Raw genomic sequence first — 21,408 nt, forward strand, 5'->3', positions numbered from 1 at the left:
ACTCGTCGTGCCAGAACCGCCGTGCGGCGGCCCCGCCGGCGCGCGCGCTGTGGTAGATCGCCACCACGTCGCCACCCGCGCACAGCCCGCGTTCCCCTGCGCCGGTGAGGACCACAGCGCCTACCGCGGTGTTGCGCTCCCAGTCGCTCAGCACCGCGCGCATCGCGTCCACCATGGTCTGGGTCAGCGCGTTCATGGCTTTCGGCCGGTTCAGGGTCAGAACGCCGATACCACCATCGACGGTGGTCAGGACCTCCTCGGCGTCACCTGTCACACCTTCGCAATCTAGATCCCTACCCGTGACCGCCGGTCTGCGGGTAAGGTCTAGGCGGTAACGGTCGAGGGAACTCGCCCCGCCCGTTGCTCGTTGAACATTTGTTCCCACAGTGAAGTCAGGCCGCAAGAGAGGATCCGACGGTGCGGGAGACCAGTAACCCAGTATTTCGTTCGCTGCCGAAGCAGCGTGGCGGATACGCGCAGTTCGGGACCGGCTTTGGAACTAACGCAGCCGGTAGCGCTCAGCCCATGAGCCATGGTTACCACACCGGACCCTACGTGGGCCAGTACCAGCAGGCCGAGGTGAGCCGGCCGCTGACCATCGACGACGTCGTCACCAAAACCGGCATCACGCTGGGGGTGCTGAGCTTCGTCGGCATGATCTCCTACTTGCTGGTCGCCAACAATCAGGAACTGGCTGGGCCGCTTACCTTGATCGGTGCGTTCGGTGGCTTGGCGCTGGTCATGATGGCCGTCTTCACACGCAGGCAGGACAGCAAGGCGCTGGTGCTCAGCTACGCCGCGCTGGAGGGGATGTTCCTCGGTGCCGTCTCGTTCATGCTGGCCTCCTACGCTGTGTCGAGCAGCAATGCCGGGATGCTCGTCGGGCAGGCCATCCTGGGAACGATGGGGGTGTTTGCCGGCATGCTCGTCGTCTACAAGACGGGTGCGATACGCGTCACCCCCAAGTTCACCCGGATGTTGGTGGCCGCGCTGTTCGGCGTGCTGGCGTTGATGATCGGAAACCTACTGCTGGGGTCGGTATTCGGACTCAACGGCGGTGCTGGCCTAGGCCTGCGTGACGGCAGTGCAATAGCCATCATCTTCTCGCTGGTGTGCATCGGTATCGCCGCGTTCAGTTTCCTGATCGACTTCGACGCGGCCGATCAGATGATCCGTGCCGGGGCGCCGGAAAGGGCCGCCTGGGGTATCGCCCTCGGGCTGACCGTGACGCTGGTCTGGCTGTACCTGGAGATCCTGCGCCTGCTCAGCTACTTCCAGTCCGACTAACCAAGCGCGTTCTGCTTAACTCTTCGTCTGCTTACTTCTTTCTGGTGGACGCAGACTGTCTGGTGGACGCAGAGTCGCTTGTGAGGATGATGTAACACCGGCTAAACCTGCCTGCGTCACATTTCGAAACAACCACTGCGCATTGTCTTTACCACGGGGTCATTGGTCGCAATTTGCCGCGGCCTTGCCGAAGGAGGTAGGGGCAGTGGGCCATTTCCCCATGATGGGAGTGCCGGACTCCGGCGACACCGCCTGGATGCTGGTGAGTTCCGCGCTGGTGCTGTTGATGACGCCGGGCTTGGCGTTTTTCTACGGCGGGATGGTCCGCGCCAAGGGCGTGCTGAACATGATCATGATGAGCATCAGCGCCATGGGTGTGGTGACAGTGCTGTGGATGCTCTACGGCTACTCCTTGGCCTTCGGCAACGACGTCGGCAACGTCGCCGGCAACCCGGCCGAATATTGGGGCCTGAAGGGTCTCATCGGTGTCAATGCCGTCGCGGCCGACCCCGCCAGCTCGACTCCGGGGGTCGAGATCCCCTTGGTGGGTAGCCTGCCGGCAACTGTCTTCGTGGCCTTTCAGCTGATGTTTGCGATCATCACCGTTGCGCTGATATCGGGAGCGGTGGCCGACCGCTTGAAGTTCGGCAGCTGGATGTTGTTCGCTGGGATGTGGGCATCGGTCGTCTACTTCCCGGTCGCCCACTGGGTCTTCGCGGCGGACAACGCCACGTCGGCCCATGGCGGTTGGATTCTCAACAAACTGCATGCCATCGATTTCGCGGGCGGCACTGCGGTCCACATCAACGCCGGTACGGCCGGTCTGGTGTTGGCGATCGTCCTCGGCAGGCGCAGCGGCTGGCCGGAAACGCCGATGCGACCGCACAATCTGCCGTTTGTGATGCTCGGCGCCGGGCTGCTGTGGTTCGGCTGGTATGGGTTCAATGCCGGTTCGGCCACAAGCGCCAACGGCGCCGCCGGGTCGACGTTCGTCACCACGACGGCCGCGACGGCCACGGCGATGCTGGGCTGGCTGCTGACCGAACGCATCCGCGACGGACATGCGACATCGCTGGGAGCAGCGTCAGGCGTCGTGGCCGGGCTGGTCGCCATCACGCCGTCGTGCTCGTCTGTCAACGTCGTGGGGTCATTGGTGATAGGCGTGTCGGTGGGCGTGATGTGCGCGCTAGCGGTCGGTTTGAAATACCGATTCGGCTTTGATGATTCGCTCGACGTGGTCGGAGTCCACCTGGTCGGCGGACTGGTGGGCACTCTGCTGGTGGGTCTGCTTGCCGCGCCGGAGACCACTGCTATCGCCGGGGTGTCGGGTGTGTCACCCGGGTTTTTCTACGGCGGGGGTCTTGGCCAGCTCGGCCGGCAGACCGTCGGCGCCTTCAGTGTTTTGGTGTATTCGGCTGTCGTGACGGCTATTTTGGCCCTGGTGCTGAAACACACCATCGGGCTGCGCCTGGGCACGGAGGATGAAGCCTCGGGCATCGACGAAGCTCAGCATGCTGAAGGCGGGTATGACTTCGCAGTTGTCGGCAGTTCGGTTCTTGCACATCCGGCTGAAGAGGGAAGAGGACATGAAGCTGATTACCGCGATCGTCAAGCCGTTCACGCTGGAAGGCATCAAAGCCGGCTTGGAGCAGACGGGAGTTCTGGGGATGACAGTCAGCGAAGTTCAGGGTTACGGGCGCCAGAAGGGTCACACGGAGGTTTACCGGGGTGCTGAATACTCGGTCGATTTCGTGCCGAAAATGCGCATCGAGGTACTGGTCGACGACGTCGACGCCGACAACGTTGTCGATAGCATCGTGCGAGCCGCACGAACCGGCAAGATCGGCGACGGCAAAGTGTGGGTCAGCCCGGTGGAAACAGTGGTGCGGGTACGCACCGGCGAACGCGGAGCCGACGCGATATGAGATCCGTCGGGAGAGCCTGATCGAATCTGGACGAGGATGAAACAGCGGCGAGCTGATCCACGTGGGCCGTCTCAGCTGGCGGCCGACGGAACCGGCGTCCCGGCAAGCGATTTAGCCGCCGCCCGGGAAAAACTGCTCGCCAACCCGCCGGATCAACTGGATTCGGGCGCGCTGCGCGACATGTGGCGGGAGCTTCATGAATTCTGGCTGGCCTCGAAGGCAACGCAGATCGGCATCACCGCCGGCAGCGGTTTTGCGATCGTCGCGACTGGTTCGCTGGGCCGCCGCGAGCTGCTGCCTCACTCCGACCTGGACCTGCAGTTGTTGCACGACGACTTGCCTGCCGAGATCGTCCAGAACGTCGCGGACCAGCTGTGGTATCCGCTGTGGGACGCCAATATCCGTCTTGACCACAGCGTACGCACGGTCGCGGAGACGCTGGCGGTGGCGGGTGCGGATGTGTCCGCGAGGCTGGCCATGCTGGACGCGCGCCACATCGCCGGCGACGCGCAGCTCTCGGCCCGGCTGGTCGAGGGGGTGCGGCGGCAGTGGCGGAGCGGAATCCAGTCCCTCTTCGGCGAACTCGTCGAATCTACGCATGCCCGCTGGCGCCGCAGCGGCGAGATCGCGCACTGCGCCGAGCCCGACCTGAAATTGGGCCGTGGCGGCCTGCGCGATGTCCAGCTGCTCGACGCACTGGCCATCGCCCAGCTCGCCGACCGCTTCACCGTCCGCCGGCCGGACAACCCGATGGGTTCGCTGAGCGGCGCTCACCTCACCCTGCTCAACGTCCGCACCGAACTGCACCGGGCCTCCGGCCGCGGGCATGATCGGCTACTGGCCCAGTACGCCGACGAGATCAGCGCCACCCTGCACGTCGGCGACAGATACGACCTGGCGCGAACGTTGTCGGATGCGGGCCGCACCATCAGCTACCTTGCCGACACCGGGTTGCGGACCGCGGCCAACGCAATACCGCGGCGCGGGATGTCGGCAATAAGGCGGCGGTTGCGTCGACCTTTGGACGAGGGGGTCGTCGAGTACGCCGGAGAGATCGTGCTGGCCCGCGACGCCCGACCGCAAAGCGACCCCGCTTTGGTGTTGCGGGTGGCGGCGGCATCGGCCCTCACCGGGTTGCCTATTGCGGCGGCCACGCTGAGCCGTCTGGCCGATACCGCGCCGGAGCTGCGTACCCCGTGGCCGCACGAGGCGCTGGACAACCTTCTGGTTCTGCTGGCCGCCGGCCCGGCGACGGTGGCGACAATCGAAGCGCTCGACCGTACCGGGTTGTGGGGTCGGCTTCTCCCCGAATGGAGCGCAGTCCGCGATCTGCCGCCCCGCGACGTACTCCATATCTGGACCGTGGATCGTCATTTGGCCGAGACCGCCGCACGAGCGAAAATTTTCACCACCCGGGTAGCACGACCCGACCTGCTGATCCTGTCTGCGCTGCTGCACGACATAGGTAAAGGACGCGATGGCGACCACAGCGTGCTCGGGGCTCAATTGGCCACCCGGATCGGCACCCGACTGGGGATGTGGCCCTCCGACGTCGAGATGCTTTCGAAGCTGGTCAAACACCACCTGTTGTTGTCGAAGATCGCCACGCGCCACGACATGAACGATCCGCAGACCATTTCCGCCGTCTGCGGGGCGTTGGGCGGAGATCCGGTACTCCTCGACGTGTTGCATGCGCTCACCGAAGCCGACGCACTGGCCACCGGCCCGGGGGTGTGGAGCGACTGGAAGGCATCGTTGGTCGGCGACCTGGTTAGGCGGTGCCGCTTGGCGATGGCCGGTGAGCCGTTACCGCAGGCCGAACCGCTTGATCCCACGTACCTGTCGCTGGCAGCCGGCAGCGAGGTGTACGTGGAGCTGCGCCCCGGTGCCAGCCGGCGCAGCTATCACGTGGTGATGGTCGCCCCGGACCAGCGCGGCCTGTTGTCGAAAGCAGCCGGCGTGCTTGCGCTGAATTCGCTTCGTGTGCATTCGGCTTCGGTGAACATCCACGAAGGCGCGGCGATCGACGAATTTGTGGTGTCACCACACTTCGGTTCCCCCGTTGGCGCCGAACTGTTGCGTGAGCAGTTCATCCGCGCGCTTGACGGCGACGTCGACGTCTTGGGCACGCTTGAGCAGCGCAAAAACCGAGAACGTGGCGAGCAGCCCACTCCCATCGGAGAGATACCTACCGGTGTACCCGTTCATGATTCGACCGCCCCGCCCCGCATCCTGTGGTTCAACGGCACGCCGGGCCGGCTGGTCATCGAAATCCGCGCAACCGACCGCGCAGGCCTGCTCACATTGCTCACCGGCGCGCTGGAGCGCGCCGGAGCCGATATCGTCTGGGCTAAGGTGACGACGCTGGGTTCGATGGTGAACAACGTGTTCTGCGTGGTGTTGCCGGAGCGCGAAGCCGCACGGGCTGTGGTGGAGCAACACCTGTCGGCGGTGTTAGGTGCGCCCGTGGATGTCGCGGTAGTCTACCGTTGAAGAAATTCAACGGCTTTCACGACTGCTCGCGCCAATGGGCCGCGCGATCATCGGGAGACGCACCCGAAACACAGTGTGGCCGTTGCCGGACTCGGCGGTGACCGTGCCGTCGTGCGCCTTGGCGATCGAGGCGACGATCGGCAGACCCAGCCCGTTGCCGGTCTCATCGGAGCGGGACTTGTCCCCGCGCACGAACCGCTCGAACAGGTGCTCCAACAGGTCCGTATCGATGCCGGGTCCGTCGTCGGCCACCGTCAACTCCGCGGCGGGGGTGCCGCCGTCGGGCTGGTAACGCGCGATCGCCGTCGTCACCGTGACCCCCGCAGGGGTGTGGACGTGCGCGTTGCGCAGCAGGTTGGAAACCAGTTGGTGCAGCCGGTCGCGGTCCCCGCGAACCCACACCGGCTCGTCGGGCAGGTCGGTGACCCAGCGGTGTGCCGGCGCCGCCACCGCCGCGTCGTTCACCGCGTTGATGACGACGTCAGCCAAATCGACGTCGTCGGCCTGCAGGTCCTCACCTTCGCCCAGCCGCGACAGCAACAGCAATTCGTCGACCAGCTCGGCCATCCGCTGTGCTTCGGACTCGATGCGGGCCAGGGCGTACTCGGTGGTCGGCGGCAGCGCCGAGCTGTCCTGGCGGGTGAGTTCGGCATAACCCTGGATCGCCGCCAGCGGGGTGCGCAGCTCGTGGCTGGCATCGGTGATGAACTGCCGCATCCTGCGGTCGGATTCCGCGCGGTGAGCCAATGCGCTGTCGACGTTGTCCAGCAAGCGATTCAGCGTGTGTCCGACGATCCCGACTTCGTTGTCCGGGTCGGTGTCGTCGGGCCGCACCCGGGTGGTGATCCGGTGATCTTCGCCGACCAGCGGCATGCCGGCCACCTCCGCGGCAGTTGCAGCCACGCGGCGCAGCGGACGCAGCGCATAACCGACCACCAAGACGGTGAGTCCTGCCGTGACCAGCAGTGCAGCTACTAAAAACACGGTGGAGGTGAGGGTTCGCCGGGCGATTGTCCGATTGGCAAGGTCTAGCGCCACTCCGACGACCAGGCGGCCAGCGCCACCGGCACTTTGGCTTCCCACCCGAAATGATCCCAGGCTGCCCAGTGTCACGGTCCGCGGCGGGCCGTCATGCCAGGGTTGTGCGTCGATAGCTGCAATGACGTCGGGCCCGGCGGGGCGCGGGTCGTCCTCGAAGAAGACCGCCGAGCCGATCACGTTGCCGTCACGGAGCACCGCGATGACGTTTCCCGCGTTCTGCCCGGTGAATCCCAACATCGCCTGCCCGAGCGGCGAGCCGGCATGCGCCCCTTCTCCGCTGCGGTACCTGGTGTAGGAGTAGGTCAATGCGTCGAGCGATTCGGCGACTTCCGCGTCGTTCATCGTCGTGACATAGGCACGTAGGCTCAGCACCGAGACCACACCGACTGCCACCAACACCACGCACACGACGGCGGACACGCCCAATACCAGCTGCCGCCGTAATGATCGAGGTCGCCACCACCGCCTGGTTCGGTCCGAGGTCATTCCGGTGGTCGCAGCATGTATCCAATACCGCGTACGGTGTGGATCATTGAGCCGTTACGATCGGCCGGGCCGATCGGGTCGATCTTCTTGCGCAGATACGAGATGTACAGGTCGACGATGCTGGTGCGCCCGGCAAAGTCATAGTTCCAGACCCGGTCGAGGATCTCCGTGCGGGTCAGCGCCCGGCGCGTATTGCGCATCAGAAAGCGCAGCAGTTCAAACTCGGTGGACGTCAGCGAGATTGGCTGTCCACCGCGGGTGACGTCCCGGCTGGCGCCGTCGAGCGTGAGGTCACCGGCGGTGAGCACCTCGTCGCCCGGCGGCACCGGCTGATTCCAGCGGCGAAGCAGCCCGCGCAACCGGGCGACCAGTTCTTCGAGGCTGAACGGCTTGGTCATGTAGTCGTCGGCACCCGCGGTCAAGCCGGTGACCCGGTCCAGCACCGAGTCACGCGCGGTGAGAAACAACGTAGGGGTATAGGCCTCACAGGCTCGGACCCGCTGCAGGATCTGCAACCCGTCGATATCGGGCAGCAAGATGTCGAGCACCAGCACGTCCGGGCCGACCTTGTCGAATGTGGCGACGGCCTCGCAGCCGTTGTGGGCGACAGCGACCTGCCAGCCCTCGTAGTGCAGTGCCATTTCGACCAGGTTGGTCAGTGCCGGCTCGTCGTCGACCAACAAAACCCGGATCGGCGATCCGTCGCCGCGAGTGATACGGGGCAGTTGCCCGAGGATGGCCTGGCGCGGACGCTGTTCACGCGCGTAACCCGTCAGTGCCGCCATGCTCGTAGATTGTCCCTCAGCCACGCGGGGTTGTCACGGGGTTCATACCGTTCTCAAATGTTTCGGCAGTCCGCCGCGCCCGTCGTAGTACGGCAGATATGCGTTTTCTATGTATGCCAGCGACATGCTTGATATAGCTGTGCTCACGAAAAATACTGTGCTGCATGGGTGTTGATCTGTGAGGTCTATCTCCCACTGGCTGTTCACCTGAAGTTTATCGGAAGTCAATAACTTTCGGGCGTTTGATGATGGCCAATCGGGAAATCCTTCCCGCTCCTGCCGGCTCCGACGGCCGAATGGTCGCCGCTAACACAAGAAACGGAGAACGATGGACTTTGGAGCGTTACCGCCGGAAATCAATTCGGCGCGAATGTATGCCGGGCCCGGGACCGGTTCGGTACTGGCTGCGGCGACGGCCTGGGACGTGCTGGCCGCGGAACTGGATTCCACAGCAAGCTCGTACCAATCGGCGATCTCCGGGCTCGTCGGCGGACCGTGGCAGGGCCCGGCATCGGAGTCGATGAACGCCGCGGCCGCACCCTACGTGGCGTGGATGAGCGCGACCGCCACGCAGGCCGAACAGGCGGCCATCCAGGCCAAGGCGGCGGCCAGCGCCTACGAGACAGCGTTTGCAATGACGGTGCCGCCACCGGTGATCGCAGCCAACCGTGCTCAATTGGCCGCCCTGGTTGCGACCAACGTCCTCGGCCAGAACACGCTGGCGATCATGGCCACCGAGGCGCACTACGCGCAGATGTGGGCCCAGGATGCGGCGGCGATGTACGGTTACGCCGCCAGCTCGGCGGCCGCGTCGACGCTGTCGCCGTTCCCGCCGGCGCCGCAGACCACCAACCCCGCAGGCCTGGCCGGGCAATCGGCGGCGATCGCGCAGGTCTCTGGCAGGGCAGCGGGAACCCATGCGCACACCATGGCCTCCTCGATGTCGGCGGTGCCTCGGATGCTGCAGGGGCTCGCGCAGCCGGTGCCATCGACGTCATCCACGCCCGGGCTGTCAACGATGATGGTGGGAGACGGGGCGTCGATGGCGTCAGCAGCCTATTCCCCGGTGAATGCGCTCAGTGCACTGGGTAGTTTGCCGGCCAAGCATGCCGCGAGTGCGGTCAAAACCGCCACGGCGGGAACAAGCGCCACTGCCGGCCTGGGCGGGATGGCGTCCCTTCTCGAGTCACCGACCGGCGTGGCCCTTGGCGTGGGGACCGGCGTGGGCGCCGATGCGGGCGGAGTCGCCGCGGACGTCGGCGGGCTCGGGATGGATTTCTTCGGCCTCGGCCTGGATTACACGGGTGTGTCGACGTTGTCGGAGGGAACCGCCGGAGGATTGGGGGCGCTGGGCGTATTGCCGGCCTCGGGTGGCTTCGGTGACGGAGCAGGAGGCTTGGCCTCGCTGAGTGGCCTCGGTGGTCCCGGCGCCTCCGCGAGCATCGGCCAGGCGGCCTCGCTCGGCGGCGCGCTGTCGGTGCCGGAGGCCTGGGCCGCGGCGGTCGAGACCGCGCCGATGACTCCGGCCAGTGCCCTGGCGTTGCCGGCCGCTCACCTCGCCAGCGCCACCCCGGCGGTGCCGACCACGGCCCCGAGCATGCCCAAGATGCCGTTGGTGAGTTTTGCCGGCCGTGAGGTGGACGGCATCGCCCAGCGGATCACATTGCGCCCCAGCATCGTTCCGCATTCACCGATGATCGGGTAGTCGCGACCATCAGCGGCGTTCCTGGCCCATTCCGTCCTTTCACACGGCTGCGCCGTAGGGCGACCGGTGAGCGCACCGTCAACGCGGGCCGAACTCGTCGCCACGCTACACGGCCGGGGCGAGTTCGAGCAGCGTCGCGATGCTGTCGTCGAACAGGTCCGGGGCGGGTAGCGACGCCGGGCGCGAGGCAACCGACACCGCTGTGACCGCGCCTTCATAGTCAGCGATGTAGAGGCGGTTCCCGTCCGGGCTTTCGACTGCGCAAGACGGTGGCGAGTCGACGGCGATGACGCCGACGAACCGATACGTCCGGGCACACATGACGACGACGCCAGCGGCGGTGACCAGGTAGACACGCTCACCGTCACCGCTCACCGTCAGCTGGGTCAGCGGGTCACCGACCTCGAACCGGCCGGTGATCGCGTTGGTGGCGTGGGTATCGACGATGTCCGCCACCCCGCCAAGGACCGGATCGCAGCGCGCGATGAAAACGGTGCCGCCGTCCGGGTGGACCGCGACATCGCGGATGGTTGAGCCAACCTCGATGGTGTCGACCAGCTTCAGGTCCGGGTCCATCACCGCCACGACATCGCCGCCGGGCCGCCGGACGGCCACGTACAGTCGCCGACCGTCCGGGCCGATGCGTACACACGTCGTGGTGACCCCGGGCGCGGTGGACAAATCGACCGCGTCGATCGGGCCCTGCGCGGCGTCGATCACTGTCACGTCGACACCGGACACCGCGGTGCGCGCGACGTAGATGCGCTGTCCGGTCGGGTCGACCGCCAGGTCGCTGATGCTGAAGGCGACCGGGTAGGCCGCGGCGACGTCAGCGGTGTCCATGTCGATCGCCATCACCGCATCGGACGCCGCCGATACCGTGCCCACGTATGCGCGGCCGTTCTGATTGCCGCCACCGCCCGTGTCGGTGGCGATCGCGAACGGCTCACCCACGGCAAAGACGGTGTGCACGACTGCGCAGGTGTCGGTGTCGATCACCGAAACGCTGTCGTCGCCGTAATTGGTCACCATCAGGCGGCGGCCGTCGGCGCTGACAGCGATGCCGCCGATGGGCCCGCGGTTGACAGCGACGGTGCCGACGGTGCCGACCACGACACCACACGCCCCGGTGTCGACCACGGCGGATGGCGCGCCGCGCTTCGCGGGCGACATGGCAATCGTGTCCGGGTCGGCGTCGGCGAACGATGGTGCGAGAAACCGATGACTGAGCGCGCATACCGCTTCGTTGCCGTCGCTCGCAGCGGTAACAACTTTTGCCATCGTCGTCGATCCCTCCCGATTGCCGGATAGCAGCATGGCCTGGAGCCGTTTGATTGCGGTGCCCGGAACTGGCGCGTCCCGACGAGTTTAGCGGTGGATTCGAACGAGAAATAATTTTCCTCGACGATTGTGACGTAGTCGCGGAAGAATTTCAGTCGGAGCTCACGCCGCACCGCACACACGGTTTATCGGTCTATATCGCAAACGAGGCTATTATCCGTGAACACTGTAGATCACAACAGTGGCAAACTCGTGCCCTGGAGCGTGAGGGCCTCATAAAAATGAGCCTCTCCTAGCGGTTCGCGTCGCAAAGCGATGCAAATCACGTTTGGGTCAAGCTCGTGCAGGCGTTGGTCGTGCACAGTCGGCGGTTCGTGCACAGATCTCAGCGAGCAGGATCCGTCGGCCGACATCATTACCTTCGAAAGTCGGTCGGGAACCCACAGCCAAAAGAGGTAGCGCTGCGGCTTCTTACTTCAACAGACAGGTAAGGAATTGAGATGGATGCGGCCGCGAAACTGACATCAAAGGGGCAGGTGACCGTCCCGAAAGCAGTGCGGGATGCGCTCGACCTCAAGGAGGGCGACGAGATTATTTTTCGGGTGGAAGGCAGTCGGGCGTTGCTGGCCCGGACGCCAGACTTTCTCGCCCTTGCCGGAACAGTCCGTGTACCAGCGGCGAGACGCAACGTCGCGTGGGATGAGGTGATCCGCCGTAGCCGGGCCGGTCGCGCTGAAGAACGCCATTGACCGCGATCGTTGACACCAACATCCTTGTCCGTCATCTGACCGGCGACCCACCTGAGATGGCGGCGCGCGCGACTGACTACCTCGGGACCGAGCAAGAGTTACTGCTGACGGCCCTCATCGTGGCCGAGACGGTGTACGTGTTGGAGTCCTTCTACCGAGCGCCCCGCGATCAAGTTGCCGAAGCCATGAAATCGCTCATCGCATTCGGCTCCATGGTCTGCGTGGACCCGAAAGATAGCCTCTGTCGATCGGTCCATCGACCGCATCAATACGATCGGACGGATTGAACCGCCGCCGGTCCGATCCGCAGGACGCCGACGTCCACCGTCAGCTAACCAACAGTCGGTGGGTTTCGAGGTGACACCGAGACCGGCTCCGAGGGCTAGCTAGCCCCGTTCGTCCAACCATGCCCTGACCTGCGCGTTAGCGGTGCCCCCACTGGGACTCGAACCCAGACTGGACGGATTTTAAGTCCGCTGCCTCTGCCAATTGGGCTATAGGGGCTGTGCAGCTCAAGCGCTATTTCATGGCCTGCTCTGAGTCGGATCCCGGCTCCAAATACCGCAATGATACCGCAGTACTGTCGATGGCCTTACCCAGCGCATCGGCAACCCCGCTCAAGTCGTCGTTGAGGAGATGGCCGTATCGGTCGAGCGTCATCGCCGCTGTTGCGTGTCCGAGGAGCCGTTGCACGACCTTGACGTTAGCGCCTGCGCTGATCGCCAGCGACGCCGTGGTGTGCCTCAGACCGTGCGGTACCAGCCCTTCGATCCCGACCTCGTCGCACGCGTTGTCGAATGCCCAACGGTATTCACCGAGAGGCAGAAATCCGCCTTTACGGCCGGGGAACACCAAGGCGTTCGGGTCGGTGGGCAACTCGGAATGGAGCCGCCGCCAAACAGGTTCGGGCACCGGCACGTGACGATCCCGTTTCGTCTTGGTCGTCGACTCAACGATGCCCTTGCCGGTCACCGCCGTAGCGGACGATCTGACGGTCAGCACTCGATCCCCTACATGCTTGCGCCGCAGGGCAACCGCCTCACCGAACCGTATGCCGCAGTAGCCGAGCACGAAGGTGAGCGTTTCGAACCGGCCCGTGGCCCTGGCGAGCATCAGCAGTTCGGCGTGGGTCAGGTAGCGACGCTCGCGCTCGGTCTGTTCGGGCAGATCCTGGTCCCGCTTGATTTCAAGGGCAACGTTCTTCGCGACTCTGCCGGTGCGTTGCGCGTACTTGAGGACCGCTCCGACCAGCTGGTGCGCCTGGGTGATCCGACTTGCCGACAACCCAGTTCCGCGCTGAGAGCCATCGACTGACAAACCACCCAACCAGGTCGAATATGACTCGTAATCAATCCGTTTCAGCGACACGTCTGCCCAGGTGGGAAGGACTATGGTATCGAGCAAGGAGCGATACCCCGCGACCGTCTTAGGCTTGCGATGCTGTTTGGTGGCGAACCACTGCTCGGCCACTGATCCGAAGGTTTCGACACTTTTCCGCGGATCGACATATTCGCCGCGCTGCAGGTCGGCAGTCAGCCCGTTGAGGTAGACCTGCGCATCAGGCTTGCGCTGAAAGCTTTTGGTCCGCTCTTCTCCACCGCCATCGACCCACCGGACACGCCAGCGCGATACCTTGCCGTATACGGCAGACCGCTCGGTTCGCATCTTGCCGTCCGGGCCTTTGACTCGCTTATGCCAGCGATCGTCAATCCCCGCTCGCTGATGCCTGGTTGCCATGTCATCGACGGTACCGCAGCAATCCGTGGCAGTTCATCCGCTTAGACTTGCTCCGGTCGCCAGCTGAGCGCGTCTTTGTGCTCTCGCCGTTGCACCGCACCGTCGTCAGCCTGTAACACCGCGCTTGAGTTAGACACGGGTTTCATACTGCCACCGTCTGAAACCCGTTCCCGAGTCAAGCGCCTACTTAAGTTCACTCCGTGTTGCGTACGGATAAGGTATAGTTTCCGGTATGAACTCAAGCGCGGTGGCGAGCCCAGCTGGCGCCGATCGGCGCATCCCCACTTGGGCATCACAGGTGGTGTCCGGCCTCGCGCGCGATCGGCCTGCGGTCGTCACGAAGGAGGATCTGACGCTACGACTTACATTGGCCGGGTGTGAACGCGACCCCGACTCCGCCATCCGCGAACTGCGCCGAATGGGGTGGCTGGTCCACCTGCCTGTGAAAGGAACGTGGGCATTCATTCCCCCCGGGGAGGACGCAGTCTCTGACCCGTATCTACCGCTGCGGTCGTGGCTGGCCCGCGACCAGAACGCAGGCTTCATGCTGGCTGGAGCATCGGCAGCGTGGCACCTCGGATACCTGGACCGCCGACCCGAGGGCCGCATCCCGATCTGGCTGCCGCCTGTCAAACGGCTGCCGGACGGCCTGGCGCCGTATGTGTCCGTCGTGCGCATCCCGTGGAACGCGGCTGACACGGCACTGCTGGCTCCGCGTCCCGCGTTGCTGGCGCGGCGGCGGCTCGACATCGTGGCGTGGGCGACCGAACTGCCGGCATTCGGCCCGGAAGCACTGCTCGTGCAGCTCGCCACGCGCCCGGCCTCGTTTGGGCCGTGGGCGGATCTTGTCGCCCACCTCGACCAGCTCGTCGCTGACTGCAGTGACGAGCGCCTTGAGCGCCTTCTGTCGGGCCGGCCGACGTCGGCCTGGCAGCGCGCAAGCTACCTGGTGGACGCAGCCGGTGAACCGGCACGAGGCCAGGCGCTGCTGGCCAAGCGTCAAACGGAAGCGATACCGGTGGCCCGATTCACCACCGCGCACAGCCACGACCGCGGCGAGAGCGTCTGGGCGCCGGAGTACCAGCTTGTCGACGAGCTCGTCGCACCGCTGCTGCGAGTCCTCGGCAAGGCGTGACCGTGGCCGAACTCACCCGCGCACTCGTCGCGCGCCACGCTCTCGGCCGGGCCGAGGCATACGACGCCGCTTTGCTCGACGTCGCCCAGGACCACCTGCTGTACCTGCTGTCCCAGACCGTGGAGTTCGGCGATAACCGCCTGGTGTTCAAAGGCGGTACCAGCTTGCGGAAGTGCCGCCTGGGCAACGCCGGGCGGTTCTCCACTGATCTGGACTTCAGCGCGCCCCACGATGAGGTCGTCCTGGAGGTGTGCAAGCTGATCGACGGCGCCCGTGTCGGCGGCTTCGAGTTCGGCGTGCAAAGCACACGAGGCGACGGCCGGCACTGGCAGCTGCGGTCGCGGCATACCGATCTGGGCGAGCCCCGGATCGCCGCCAGCGTCGAGTTCGCACGACGGCCGTTGGCGTTGCCGTCTGAGCCGCTCGCATTCATTCAGTTGCCGATCCATAAGGCTTACGGTTTTGAACTGCCGACATTGCCGGTCGTGGCAGAAGCCGAAGCGTGCGCAGAGAAACTCGCGCGGTACCGCCGCGTTGCGCTGGCACGGGACCTGTACGACCTGAACCACTTCGCCTCGCGGACCATCGACGAACCGCTCGTGCGGCGGCTGTGGGTGCTCAAGGTGTGGGGTGACGTCGTCGATGACCGTCGCGGCACCCGGCCACTGCACATTGAAGACGTCCTCGACGCCCGCAGCGAGCGGGACTTCCAGCCCGACTCGATCGGTGTGCTGACCCGTCCGGTCGAGGTGGCTACCTGGGAAGCTCGCGTTCGGACGCGATTTGCGTTTCTCACCGACCTCGACACCGACGAGCAGCGGTGGGCCGCCTGCGACGAACGACACCGCCGCGAAGTGGAGAACGCGCTGGCGACGCTGCCGTCCTGACCACCTTGCTGGCGATCGTCGCCGTTCCGCCGCCACGCTTGAGGCTGGATGCGGCTGAATCGACTAGATGAGAGCAGTTCGGCACGAATCGGGCTGTGGTGGTGGACAAAACACGAACACCGCCATCACTGTTGGATCCATTGGATGACCAGCCCGATTCGGGAGGACACATGGAACTGCTAGGCGAAAAACAGGTCTCGGAGATGATCGGCGTCCCCGTTGGAACTCTGCGGTACCGGCGCCATTGGGACATCAGGCCGGCTCGCTTCACCCTGGGACGCCGCGTCGTGTACCGGCGCGACGAGGTGTTGCGTTGGATCACAGAGCGCGAGAACGCAACCCGACGCGGGGGCGGCGACGCCGCGTGATGCCCCGCAACAAGAAAGACCCCGGGGCCTAGCCGAGGTCTTTCGCTCGAACCGCCAATGCAACCACCCATGGCCTGGGCCGTGCCGACGGGAGCATGACGGGTTGCAGCCCCGCCGGCCGACGATCACAACCCGCGATCCGCCGGCCGAGACACCGACGTCGTAGGTGACGCTACGATCGCATTACCAGCTTCGGTGTGGGTGAACAGCTTTGGCGAGTTCCCTCGCCGCCGTCAACGCCGCACGGTCGAGCTTCTTTAGCCGCTCCTGCTCGGTCAGCTGGGCGAGCAGACCTTGCAGTGCCTCGTCGTTGCGAAGGGTCAAGGCTGGGGCGTCGAGCGGCGTGACAGCCGCAGGGGTCGGCGGCACCGCGTTCTCAGCACACCCCGCAGGCGAACCGGCTCTCGGCACCTCGACGACGCGAATGGGTGACCCGTAACGCTCTGCGGCAGTATGCGCCGCCGAGGCATCCCGTCGGCATTTAGCCGAACAGTACAAGCGGCGGCGTCCGCGCCGAGGCCCGTCGTCGGCGTCAAGCATCACCGCATCGCAGCGGATACACCGCGTCGGGTCGTAGTTGCCGGCGCCGTCACGGCTGTTGGCGCATCGATCAGCGGTGTCGGTAGTCGGAACTCCGTCGGGCATGGCCACTGAGCCACGTTCCGCATCGTCCCCAGTGCGACCCCTACGTAACGCGACTCGAATCTCGTGGACGTCGACTTCGACGAGTGTGGCGATCGCCGACTAACGTCTGCCCGCGTACCCTCATCCGATCGACGGCCGCTTGCATATCGGCGAAGTAGCGCGCCCTCCTGTTGATCGCGTCAGCGCGCACGTGCGCCGCGGCCTGGTCGAGTCGCTAGCGTTCCCACCCATCGATCGCACCAACTCGGTGCAGCATCGCCCGGATCGTTGCCGCATCGTCGGCATTGGCTCAGTCCCGGCGGTACCTCTTCTCGTTCGCCATCGCTTGAGCCTCACGCGCTCGACGTCGGGCCAGGAGCTTCGCATTCGAGTTCATCTCCGCAACGTAAGAAGCGGTGGCGAGTCAGTCCACCACCACAGCCACATTCACTCTGACGACTTCTGAGTTGGCTCCGCGCTGCCACGCCCCGCGGTCCAACTGACTCGACTTACCAGGCCCCTGCCGACCGCGCTTCCGTGCAATTCCTCAGTCGACACGCTGCGCCATTCGTGCTCCACGCCCAGATCCACACACCTCTTGCATTCCGGGCCGAAGTTGGTCACTTATCGCCGGACGAAATTCGAACCCAGCAACAATAAGGCTAGGCAGCACGGTGACACTCGCGAGGATTGCGAGGACGGCGACCGACCAAGACCTCTTACCGAGATCGATGTGAACCGACCAGCTGCGGACTGTGGCGCGTCCATTTAGGGCAAGTCGATATAGGACAGAGACATGTGCTCATCGTGACTACTGCCCTGAGTTGTTGCCCAGCTGCGGCGATCGTCTTGCGCGAACAAGCTCGGGTATCTGGATGTGTCCCAAACGTCCAAGCGAATCCATGACTCTTTCTGCAGCCGCTAGAGCGTCCGAATCTCCGCTGTCCAGAGCGGCAGCAATAATCCCGGGCGCGTGCTGAACCAAATCATGGCGGGCGAGCGATTCGTCGCTGCCGACCAAGAGGCTTTCAAGGACCGCTACGACGCGGCCGGGATACTCCGATGCAGCGCCTTCCAACGCTTCACCCAGCATTCCCCCAGCATTAAATGCTGCCGACCTTGCTGCCTGTTGCAGACGCGGCAACCACCACGCACGAGGAAACGTATCTGCCCGCGCCCACCAATAGAACTCCACGAGTTCATCGACAGTCGATTCTTTGCGCTCGACGGCTTCCGCCCTGTTATCCCAGAGGGCGGCTGCTCGCTCAAACACGGCCTCCGGTACATCGCCAGACCTCATCAACTGCCATCCAAGATGACCGAGTACACGGGCACGGACCGCTACTGGGGCTACTTCAAAGAAGTGCGTAAGCAAACGATGGTCGGCGCGAAGAACGCCTAGGACCCGTAGCTGGACTAGATGATCACCGAGCATCTCCGCGGGGGATCGGTCAGTTCTCCAACCTGCTTCTGCGACTTCTCCCTTTCCTGCGCTATCAATGAGCGCGCGCGCCCCGACCTCGACGACATCTAGAAGTTGTCTCGATGGAGTCGAGGTGGCCAGAGCGGTAGACAGCACGACTTCGCCATACGAATCCTCGGTAAGGAGGGAACTGACATGTGCAGCTAACCAGCCTGGATCAATCCAGACTAGCAAGCGGAGCAGCTCACCGAAAACTGCAGCAACACTTAGGCTTTCATCTCGCATGGGGCGCAGCCGCCCACTTAGAAGTTCAAGCGCTCTAGGTATGACATCATCGGAGCGTTGTGATAGGGCGTTTTGATCTGCGAGCAATTTGGCCTTTCGCGCGACCTTCACTACCGCTCGGATGGCAGCAGGCCTAGTGGTATTGAGTGACAGCGTCAGCGGGTCCATGTTTTGGCCACCGAACTTAACCTCGTAGGCCGGGGTGGGGTCTGGATGATCCACAAGCGGCGCCACTGCGGCCAAAGCTGCTGCAAGCAGAGTTTCGGGGATCTCGTTGTCTTCCTAAGAGATTGATCCACGCTCGACTAGTTCAGCGACCGCACGTTGGGCGTACCGCCACACGACATCCTCTTCTAGCCGGTCATCGACTTCAGAGCCATCGTCGGCGTTGGAAGCTACGGTTGCTGACGCCGCCAGAACCGGCGCCCAATCGATTTGCATTCCTGCTGTCACCGCTTGTTTCAACCCATCGAGAAGCGCGCGGAAGTACGTGGGATCGTGTCCCGTGAAGTCCTCTGCGGCCACGGAGAATTCCATAGGGCTCTCAGCCACAACCGCGGAGAACGCTCTAGATAGTCCGATCTTCGAGGCTTCAAACCGCTCCAACCCGCTAGGAATCCAGGTCATGAGGAAGTCTCGGATCTCGTCAAGAGTCATGGCTCTAAGTTCATCCGCGGACATTGGAGTGCCGGAGCTGAAACCGGATTCCATATAAAGTGGAAACTCGAGATGCTCAGGAACACCGTGCCGTTCTGCAAGTTCCGTAAACCGTGATCTACTCTTACTGGGCAGAGCGTCAATCCCTATGGCACTCAGCACATTTAGTTGCCATTGCTCTCGGTACCTGTCGATAGCCTCTTCCACGTCTTGATCAGGATCCGCGAAGCGCTCTAGTCGATCTAATAATTCTTCTCGTGTGCGGTATGGACCGCTCAGGATCACAGATTCCCAAACCTCGGTCTGCTCCGCAGATAGAAGCGGGAGGAGGTGCCGCGCGAGCTCAGCATATTCATGGCCGTACTCGAGTTCGAGAAACCGTGGATCAATTAGCCGTTCATAGCCCGCTTGGAGCACATCGTTGCGGCCCTCCGCCTCAAGTGCCAGAATATGCAAGCCTATCCGAGTGGGGAGAGGCTGAGCGTTCCGTTCAAGATTGGCCAAAGTTTCTGCGGCCGAACGATCCCCCTGCAGGTCCGCTAAAGCACGATCGCGGACCGCCTCAACAAGCGAATCCCCAACCTCGGCATTACCTTTGTTCTGCGGATGATCAGCGATTGACGGGCGCCAAATAAAACTTGTGTCAGAGCCCGAAGCCGGATCGAAGCCGCTGGAAGCTCGCTGAAAAGCATCAAGCCATCCCAATAGTGTTTTAAGAACTTCTTCGCCGAGAACCGCGTCGAGTGCTACAACAGTACGCGGCAGCAGCTCCTCATACCAGGACGTGTTAATGCCGACGGAGACACTGCGGCTCGACGAAATCGGTCCGGCGTCCGCTGCCAACCTCGGCCGAAAGGCCGCTTGCAGAATGCGAACAGCTGGTTGTCGAAGACCAGCGGCTGCAAGCTGCTCGGCTAGCTCAACTACTTCTTCTGCGTTGTAAATCGTGCCGCGACTTAGGTAGCTCTCAATGGGTCGCACGAGATTTCTCGCGAGCTCGGGCGGCAGCTTCAACGCGGCTCGTAGTACAAGTTCGTGGACAAAGGGGTTCTGAGAGTCAGCTACTCGAGCCATAATTCGAGCGACTTCGTCCGGCACCAACGACGCCATGCGAACCAGGTATGCGCCCTCAGGCCAACGTTGCCACCATTCCCTTCCAGCCGAGTCAGCTGATGGTCCATTTGGTGGGCCGAAGCAATGTCGGGCTTCGAGTGCTGAGACCCATCGCGGATTGTCGAGTCGTTCAAAGAAAACCCGCCGATGCTGCCAATCACCTATGCGCGAAAGAGCCCGATCGATGAGATCATCGTCCGGCTCGGCCCAACCAGCTAGAGGATCAACTTCGTTGTTAGTCACCGGCGCTCGATTCTCCGCGCTTGTTGGCGGCGTCCAAGACATCCATGAGCTCCTCGACAACCTGGAAGAAGCTGCCGAGCCTACCCGCCAAAGCGGCCTCGATCGTTTCCAACGCTTTCTCGAGCCCTTCTAAAGTGTCCGCATTAACTTCGACTTTGCGGCCGCGCTGGGGTGCCGCACCTTTTCAAAAGCTCTTACACTTTCACTGAATAGCTTTACGGTCGGGTCCTGGCCCGCCTCTACACGCCCCAGCACCAAGGCGCTATGACGGCGCCTCGAATTTCCTCTGGCTGCGATGCTCGCTACGACAACCTTGCGAGCGGCGACAATGACGACCTTCGGGACCGTTGCTCGACCGTCGGAAGACGATTCCTCTTCGTTACTAGCTGGGTCCTCTACTGCGGCAGAACCAAGAACGTCCTGGTGTTCGGTCCAGACGCTGGCAAGCTGGCGGGCGGGCTCGGCGAGATCGCTGTACGCGGGGACCGCCTCAACATCCGCGAGTGCATCAGGGAGCCCGTTGACGAGGTTGCGTATGCAATGACCAGCGACTACTACTGCCCCAGGGGTCAACTTTTGCTCACTCAATGCGTCAATCGCACGCCTATACAAGTCTGCATATAGCTCGTCAACACATGCTATTGCAGCCTGCAAGCGACGTCGGCGGCCGTTCCACAGTGAGTTATCTCCGCCCCATCCTGTTGCTTCGCTGAGTGCGGATTCTTCACTGTTCATCCGGCTCCTGTCTTGACAGATCAACATCGGCTTGCGACGGCCAAGCACCAAGAATTCCGAGGCGAGCTACGTCCCGACGCTGGTTGGCGCAGAACAGAAGCCCCTCGCCTATCCCGGGGCCTGATCTGATGCTAGGAGGAAACGGCGCTGTTGCAAGAGTGCCCGGCGATAACGCTGAACGGGCCTGTAGTGCGAGTTGCATCGCTACATACCGCAGTAGATACCGTAGTAGGTTCGCTCTTCGATAGCGTCCCGTGGTTTGGTGGACTTCGGATCTGGCGTAGTTCACGCGTAGTGATCAACGAGTCATGGTGAACGCTAGGTGGTTTGGTGTTGTTTGGCAAGTGCTGCTGCGGCGTGTTTGGTGGCGATGACGGTGCGTAGTTCGTCCATGGAGACATCGGAGAGGTAGCGGCGGGTGACCTGCCATTCGTCGTGGGCTTCGATGA

At 63.7% G+C, this 21,408-nt stretch carries 18 protein-coding genes, 1 tRNA gene and 1 pseudogene; 11 read left to right on the forward strand and 9 right to left on the reverse strand.

All coding sequences use genetic code 11. From position 1 onward, the window contains the following. Positions 1 to 274, reverse strand: a 274-nt coding sequence (locus tag AC2VON_RS16925) for an enoyl-CoA hydratase/isomerase family protein (RefSeq protein ID WP_486953984.1), incomplete at its 3' end; no start/stop codon positions are given. A gap of 143 nt (positions 275 to 417) precedes the next feature. On the opposite strand from AC2VON_RS16925, the gene AC2VON_RS16930 reads away from it, so the two are divergent. From AC2VON_RS16930 to AC2VON_RS16945, 4 genes are all read left to right on the forward strand, one after another. Beyond that, positions 418 to 1,287, forward strand: coding sequence for a Bax inhibitor-1/YccA family protein (locus AC2VON_RS16930; RefSeq protein WP_486953985.1), 870 nt, complete (start codon positions 418 to 420; stop codon positions 1,285 to 1,287). Between the two features lie 205 nt (positions 1,288 to 1,492). Next, the gene (locus AC2VON_RS16935) at positions 1,493 to 3,022 is read left to right on the forward strand and encodes an ammonium transporter (RefSeq protein ID WP_486953986.1); all 1,530 of its coding nucleotides are present in this window, start codon (positions 1,493 to 1,495) and stop codon (positions 3,020 to 3,022) included. After that, positions 2,931 to 3,212, forward strand: coding sequence for a P-II family nitrogen regulator (locus AC2VON_RS16940; RefSeq protein WP_486953987.1), 282 nt, complete (start codon positions 2,931 to 2,933; stop codon positions 3,210 to 3,212). The genes AC2VON_RS16935 and AC2VON_RS16940 overlap by 92 nt, the downstream gene beginning before the upstream one ends. A gap of 36 nt (positions 3,213 to 3,248) precedes the next feature. After that, the gene (locus AC2VON_RS16945) at positions 3,249 to 5,705 is read left to right on the forward strand and encodes a [protein-PII] uridylyltransferase (RefSeq protein ID WP_486953988.1); all 2,457 of its coding nucleotides are present in this window, start codon (positions 3,249 to 3,251) and stop codon (positions 5,703 to 5,705) included. A gap of 6 nt (positions 5,706 to 5,711) precedes the next feature. Here the strand turns inward: AC2VON_RS16945 and AC2VON_RS16950 are convergent, their stop codons facing one another. Both AC2VON_RS16950 and AC2VON_RS16955 read right to left on the reverse strand, forming a co-directional pair. Then, positions 5,712 to 7,232 (reverse strand): sensor histidine kinase, encoded by a 1,521-nt coding sequence (locus AC2VON_RS16950; RefSeq protein ID WP_486953989.1) that lies wholly within the window; start codon positions 7,230 to 7,232, stop codon positions 5,712 to 5,714. After that, entirely contained in the window at positions 7,229 to 8,017 is a 789-nt protein-coding gene (locus AC2VON_RS16955) for a response regulator transcription factor (protein WP_486953990.1), read from the reverse strand. The genes AC2VON_RS16950 and AC2VON_RS16955 overlap by 4 nt, the downstream gene beginning before the upstream one ends. Before the next feature lie 328 nt (positions 8,018 to 8,345). On the opposite strand from AC2VON_RS16955, the gene AC2VON_RS16960 reads away from it, so the two are divergent. Continuing rightward, on the forward strand, positions 8,346 to 9,722 hold the full coding sequence (locus AC2VON_RS16960; RefSeq protein ID WP_486953991.1) for a PPE family protein: 1,377 nt from the start codon (positions 8,346 to 8,348) through the stop codon (positions 9,720 to 9,722). 105 nt (positions 9,723 to 9,827) lie between these two features. Here the strand turns inward: AC2VON_RS16960 and AC2VON_RS16965 are convergent, their stop codons facing one another. Continuing rightward, complete coding sequence (locus tag AC2VON_RS16965; RefSeq protein ID WP_486953992.1) at positions 9,828 to 11,003, reverse strand: YncE family protein; 1,176 nt, start codon at positions 11,001 to 11,003, stop codon at positions 9,828 to 9,830. Positions 11,004 to 11,503: 500 nt separating this feature from the next. On the opposite strand from AC2VON_RS16965, the gene AC2VON_RS16970 reads away from it, so the two are divergent. Both AC2VON_RS16970 and AC2VON_RS16975 read left to right on the forward strand, forming a co-directional pair. Beyond that, positions 11,504 to 11,752, forward strand: a complete 249-nt coding sequence (locus AC2VON_RS16970) for an AbrB/MazE/SpoVT family DNA-binding domain-containing protein (RefSeq protein ID WP_486953993.1) — start codon at positions 11,504 to 11,506, stop codon at positions 11,750 to 11,752. Beyond that, complete coding sequence (locus tag AC2VON_RS16975) at positions 11,749 to 12,039, forward strand: type II toxin-antitoxin system VapC family toxin (RefSeq protein ID WP_486953994.1); 291 nt, start codon at positions 11,749 to 11,751, stop codon at positions 12,037 to 12,039. The genes AC2VON_RS16970 and AC2VON_RS16975 overlap by 4 nt, the downstream gene beginning before the upstream one ends. Before the next feature lie 143 nt (positions 12,040 to 12,182). Here the strand turns inward: AC2VON_RS16975 and AC2VON_RS16980 are convergent. Together AC2VON_RS16980 and AC2VON_RS16985 are read right to left on the reverse strand one after the other, a co-directional pair. Further along, a tRNA-Leu gene (locus tag AC2VON_RS16980) sits at positions 12,183 to 12,256 on the reverse strand. 15 nt (positions 12,257 to 12,271) lie between these two features. After that, on the reverse strand, positions 12,272 to 13,489 hold the full coding sequence (locus AC2VON_RS16985; RefSeq protein WP_486953995.1) for a tyrosine-type recombinase/integrase: 1,218 nt from the start codon (positions 13,487 to 13,489) through the stop codon (positions 12,272 to 12,274). A 247-nt stretch (positions 13,490 to 13,736) separates the two neighbouring features. Between AC2VON_RS16985 and AC2VON_RS16990 the strand changes: the two genes are divergently transcribed. The 3 genes from AC2VON_RS16990 (at position 13,737) to AC2VON_RS17000 (ending at position 15,879) form a co-directional block, all read left to right on the forward strand. Continuing rightward, entirely contained in the window at positions 13,737 to 14,624 is an 888-nt protein-coding gene (locus AC2VON_RS16990) for a type IV toxin-antitoxin system AbiEi family antitoxin (RefSeq protein WP_486954001.1), read from the forward strand. Positions 14,625 to 14,626: 2 nt separating this feature from the next. Next, positions 14,627 to 15,511, forward strand: a complete 885-nt coding sequence (locus AC2VON_RS16995) for a nucleotidyl transferase AbiEii/AbiGii toxin family protein (RefSeq protein ID WP_486953996.1) — start codon at positions 14,627 to 14,629, stop codon at positions 15,509 to 15,511. A gap of 170 nt (positions 15,512 to 15,681) precedes the next feature. Further along, the gene (locus AC2VON_RS17000) at positions 15,682 to 15,879 is read left to right on the forward strand and encodes a helix-turn-helix transcriptional regulator (protein ID WP_486953997.1); all 198 of its coding nucleotides are present in this window, start codon (positions 15,682 to 15,684) and stop codon (positions 15,877 to 15,879) included. Positions 15,880 to 16,062: 183 nt separating this feature from the next. On the opposite strand, the gene AC2VON_RS17005 is transcribed toward AC2VON_RS17000, so the two are convergent. Then, the gene (locus tag AC2VON_RS17005; RefSeq protein WP_486953998.1) at positions 16,063 to 16,524 is read right to left on the reverse strand and encodes a hypothetical protein; all 462 of its coding nucleotides are present in this window, start codon (positions 16,522 to 16,524) and stop codon (positions 16,063 to 16,065) included. 952 nt (positions 16,525 to 17,476) lie between these two features. Here AC2VON_RS17005 and AC2VON_RS17010 point away from each other — a divergent pair. Then, positions 17,477 to 17,905 (forward strand): hypothetical protein, encoded by a 429-nt coding sequence (locus AC2VON_RS17010; protein WP_486953999.1) that lies wholly within the window; start codon positions 17,477 to 17,479, stop codon positions 17,903 to 17,905. A 588-nt stretch (positions 17,906 to 18,493) separates the two neighbouring features. On the opposite strand, the gene AC2VON_RS17015 is transcribed toward AC2VON_RS17010, so the two are convergent. Together AC2VON_RS17015 and AC2VON_RS17020 are read right to left on the reverse strand one after the other, a co-directional pair. After that, positions 18,494 to 20,266 (reverse strand): hypothetical protein, encoded by a 1,773-nt coding sequence (locus AC2VON_RS17015; RefSeq protein WP_486954000.1) that lies wholly within the window; start codon positions 20,264 to 20,266, stop codon positions 18,494 to 18,496. A gap of 1,011 nt (positions 20,267 to 21,277) precedes the next feature. Beyond that, positions 21,278 to 21,408, reverse strand: a pseudogene (locus AC2VON_RS17020) (IS256 family transposase); the annotation flags it as partial.

It is taken from the genome of Mycobacterium sp. TH-M82, from assembly GCF_057473605.1.

What these genes read in the sequence shown, in the direction of transcription:
- AC2VON_RS17000 (WP_486953997.1), top strand. Translation starts at nt 15,682, where the DNA reads ATGGAACTGCTAGGCGAAAAACAGGTCTCGGAGATGATCGGCGTCCCC.
- AC2VON_RS16970 (WP_486953993.1), top strand. Translation starts at nt 11,504, where the DNA reads ATGGATGCGGCCGCGAAACTGACATCAAAGGGGCAGGTGACCGTCCCG.
- AC2VON_RS17015 (WP_486954000.1), bottom strand. Translation starts at nt 20,266, where the DNA reads ATGTCTTGGACGCCGCCAACAAGCGCGGAGAATCGAGCGCCGGTGACT.
- AC2VON_RS16985 (WP_486953995.1), bottom strand. Translation starts at nt 13,489, where the DNA reads ATGGCAACCAGGCATCAGCGAGCGGGGATTGACGATCGCTGGCATAAG.
- AC2VON_RS16960 (WP_486953991.1), top strand. Translation starts at nt 8,346, where the DNA reads ATGGACTTTGGAGCGTTACCGCCGGAAATCAATTCGGCGCGAATGTAT.
- AC2VON_RS16965 (WP_486953992.1), bottom strand. Translation starts at nt 11,003, where the DNA reads ATGGCAAAAGTTGTTACCGCTGCGAGCGACGGCAACGAAGCGGTATGC.
- AC2VON_RS16955 (WP_486953990.1), bottom strand. Translation starts at nt 8,017, where the DNA reads ATGGCGGCACTGACGGGTTACGCGCGTGAACAGCGTCCGCGCCAGGCC.
- AC2VON_RS16950 (WP_486953989.1), bottom strand. Translation starts at nt 7,232, where the DNA reads ATGACCTCGGACCGAACCAGGCGGTGGTGGCGACCTCGATCATTACGG.
- AC2VON_RS17005 (WP_486953998.1), bottom strand. Translation starts at nt 16,524, where the DNA reads ATGCCCGACGGAGTTCCGACTACCGACACCGCTGATCGATGCGCCAAC.
- AC2VON_RS16945 (WP_486953988.1), top strand. Translation starts at nt 3,249, where the DNA reads ATGAAACAGCGGCGAGCTGATCCACGTGGGCCGTCTCAGCTGGCGGCC.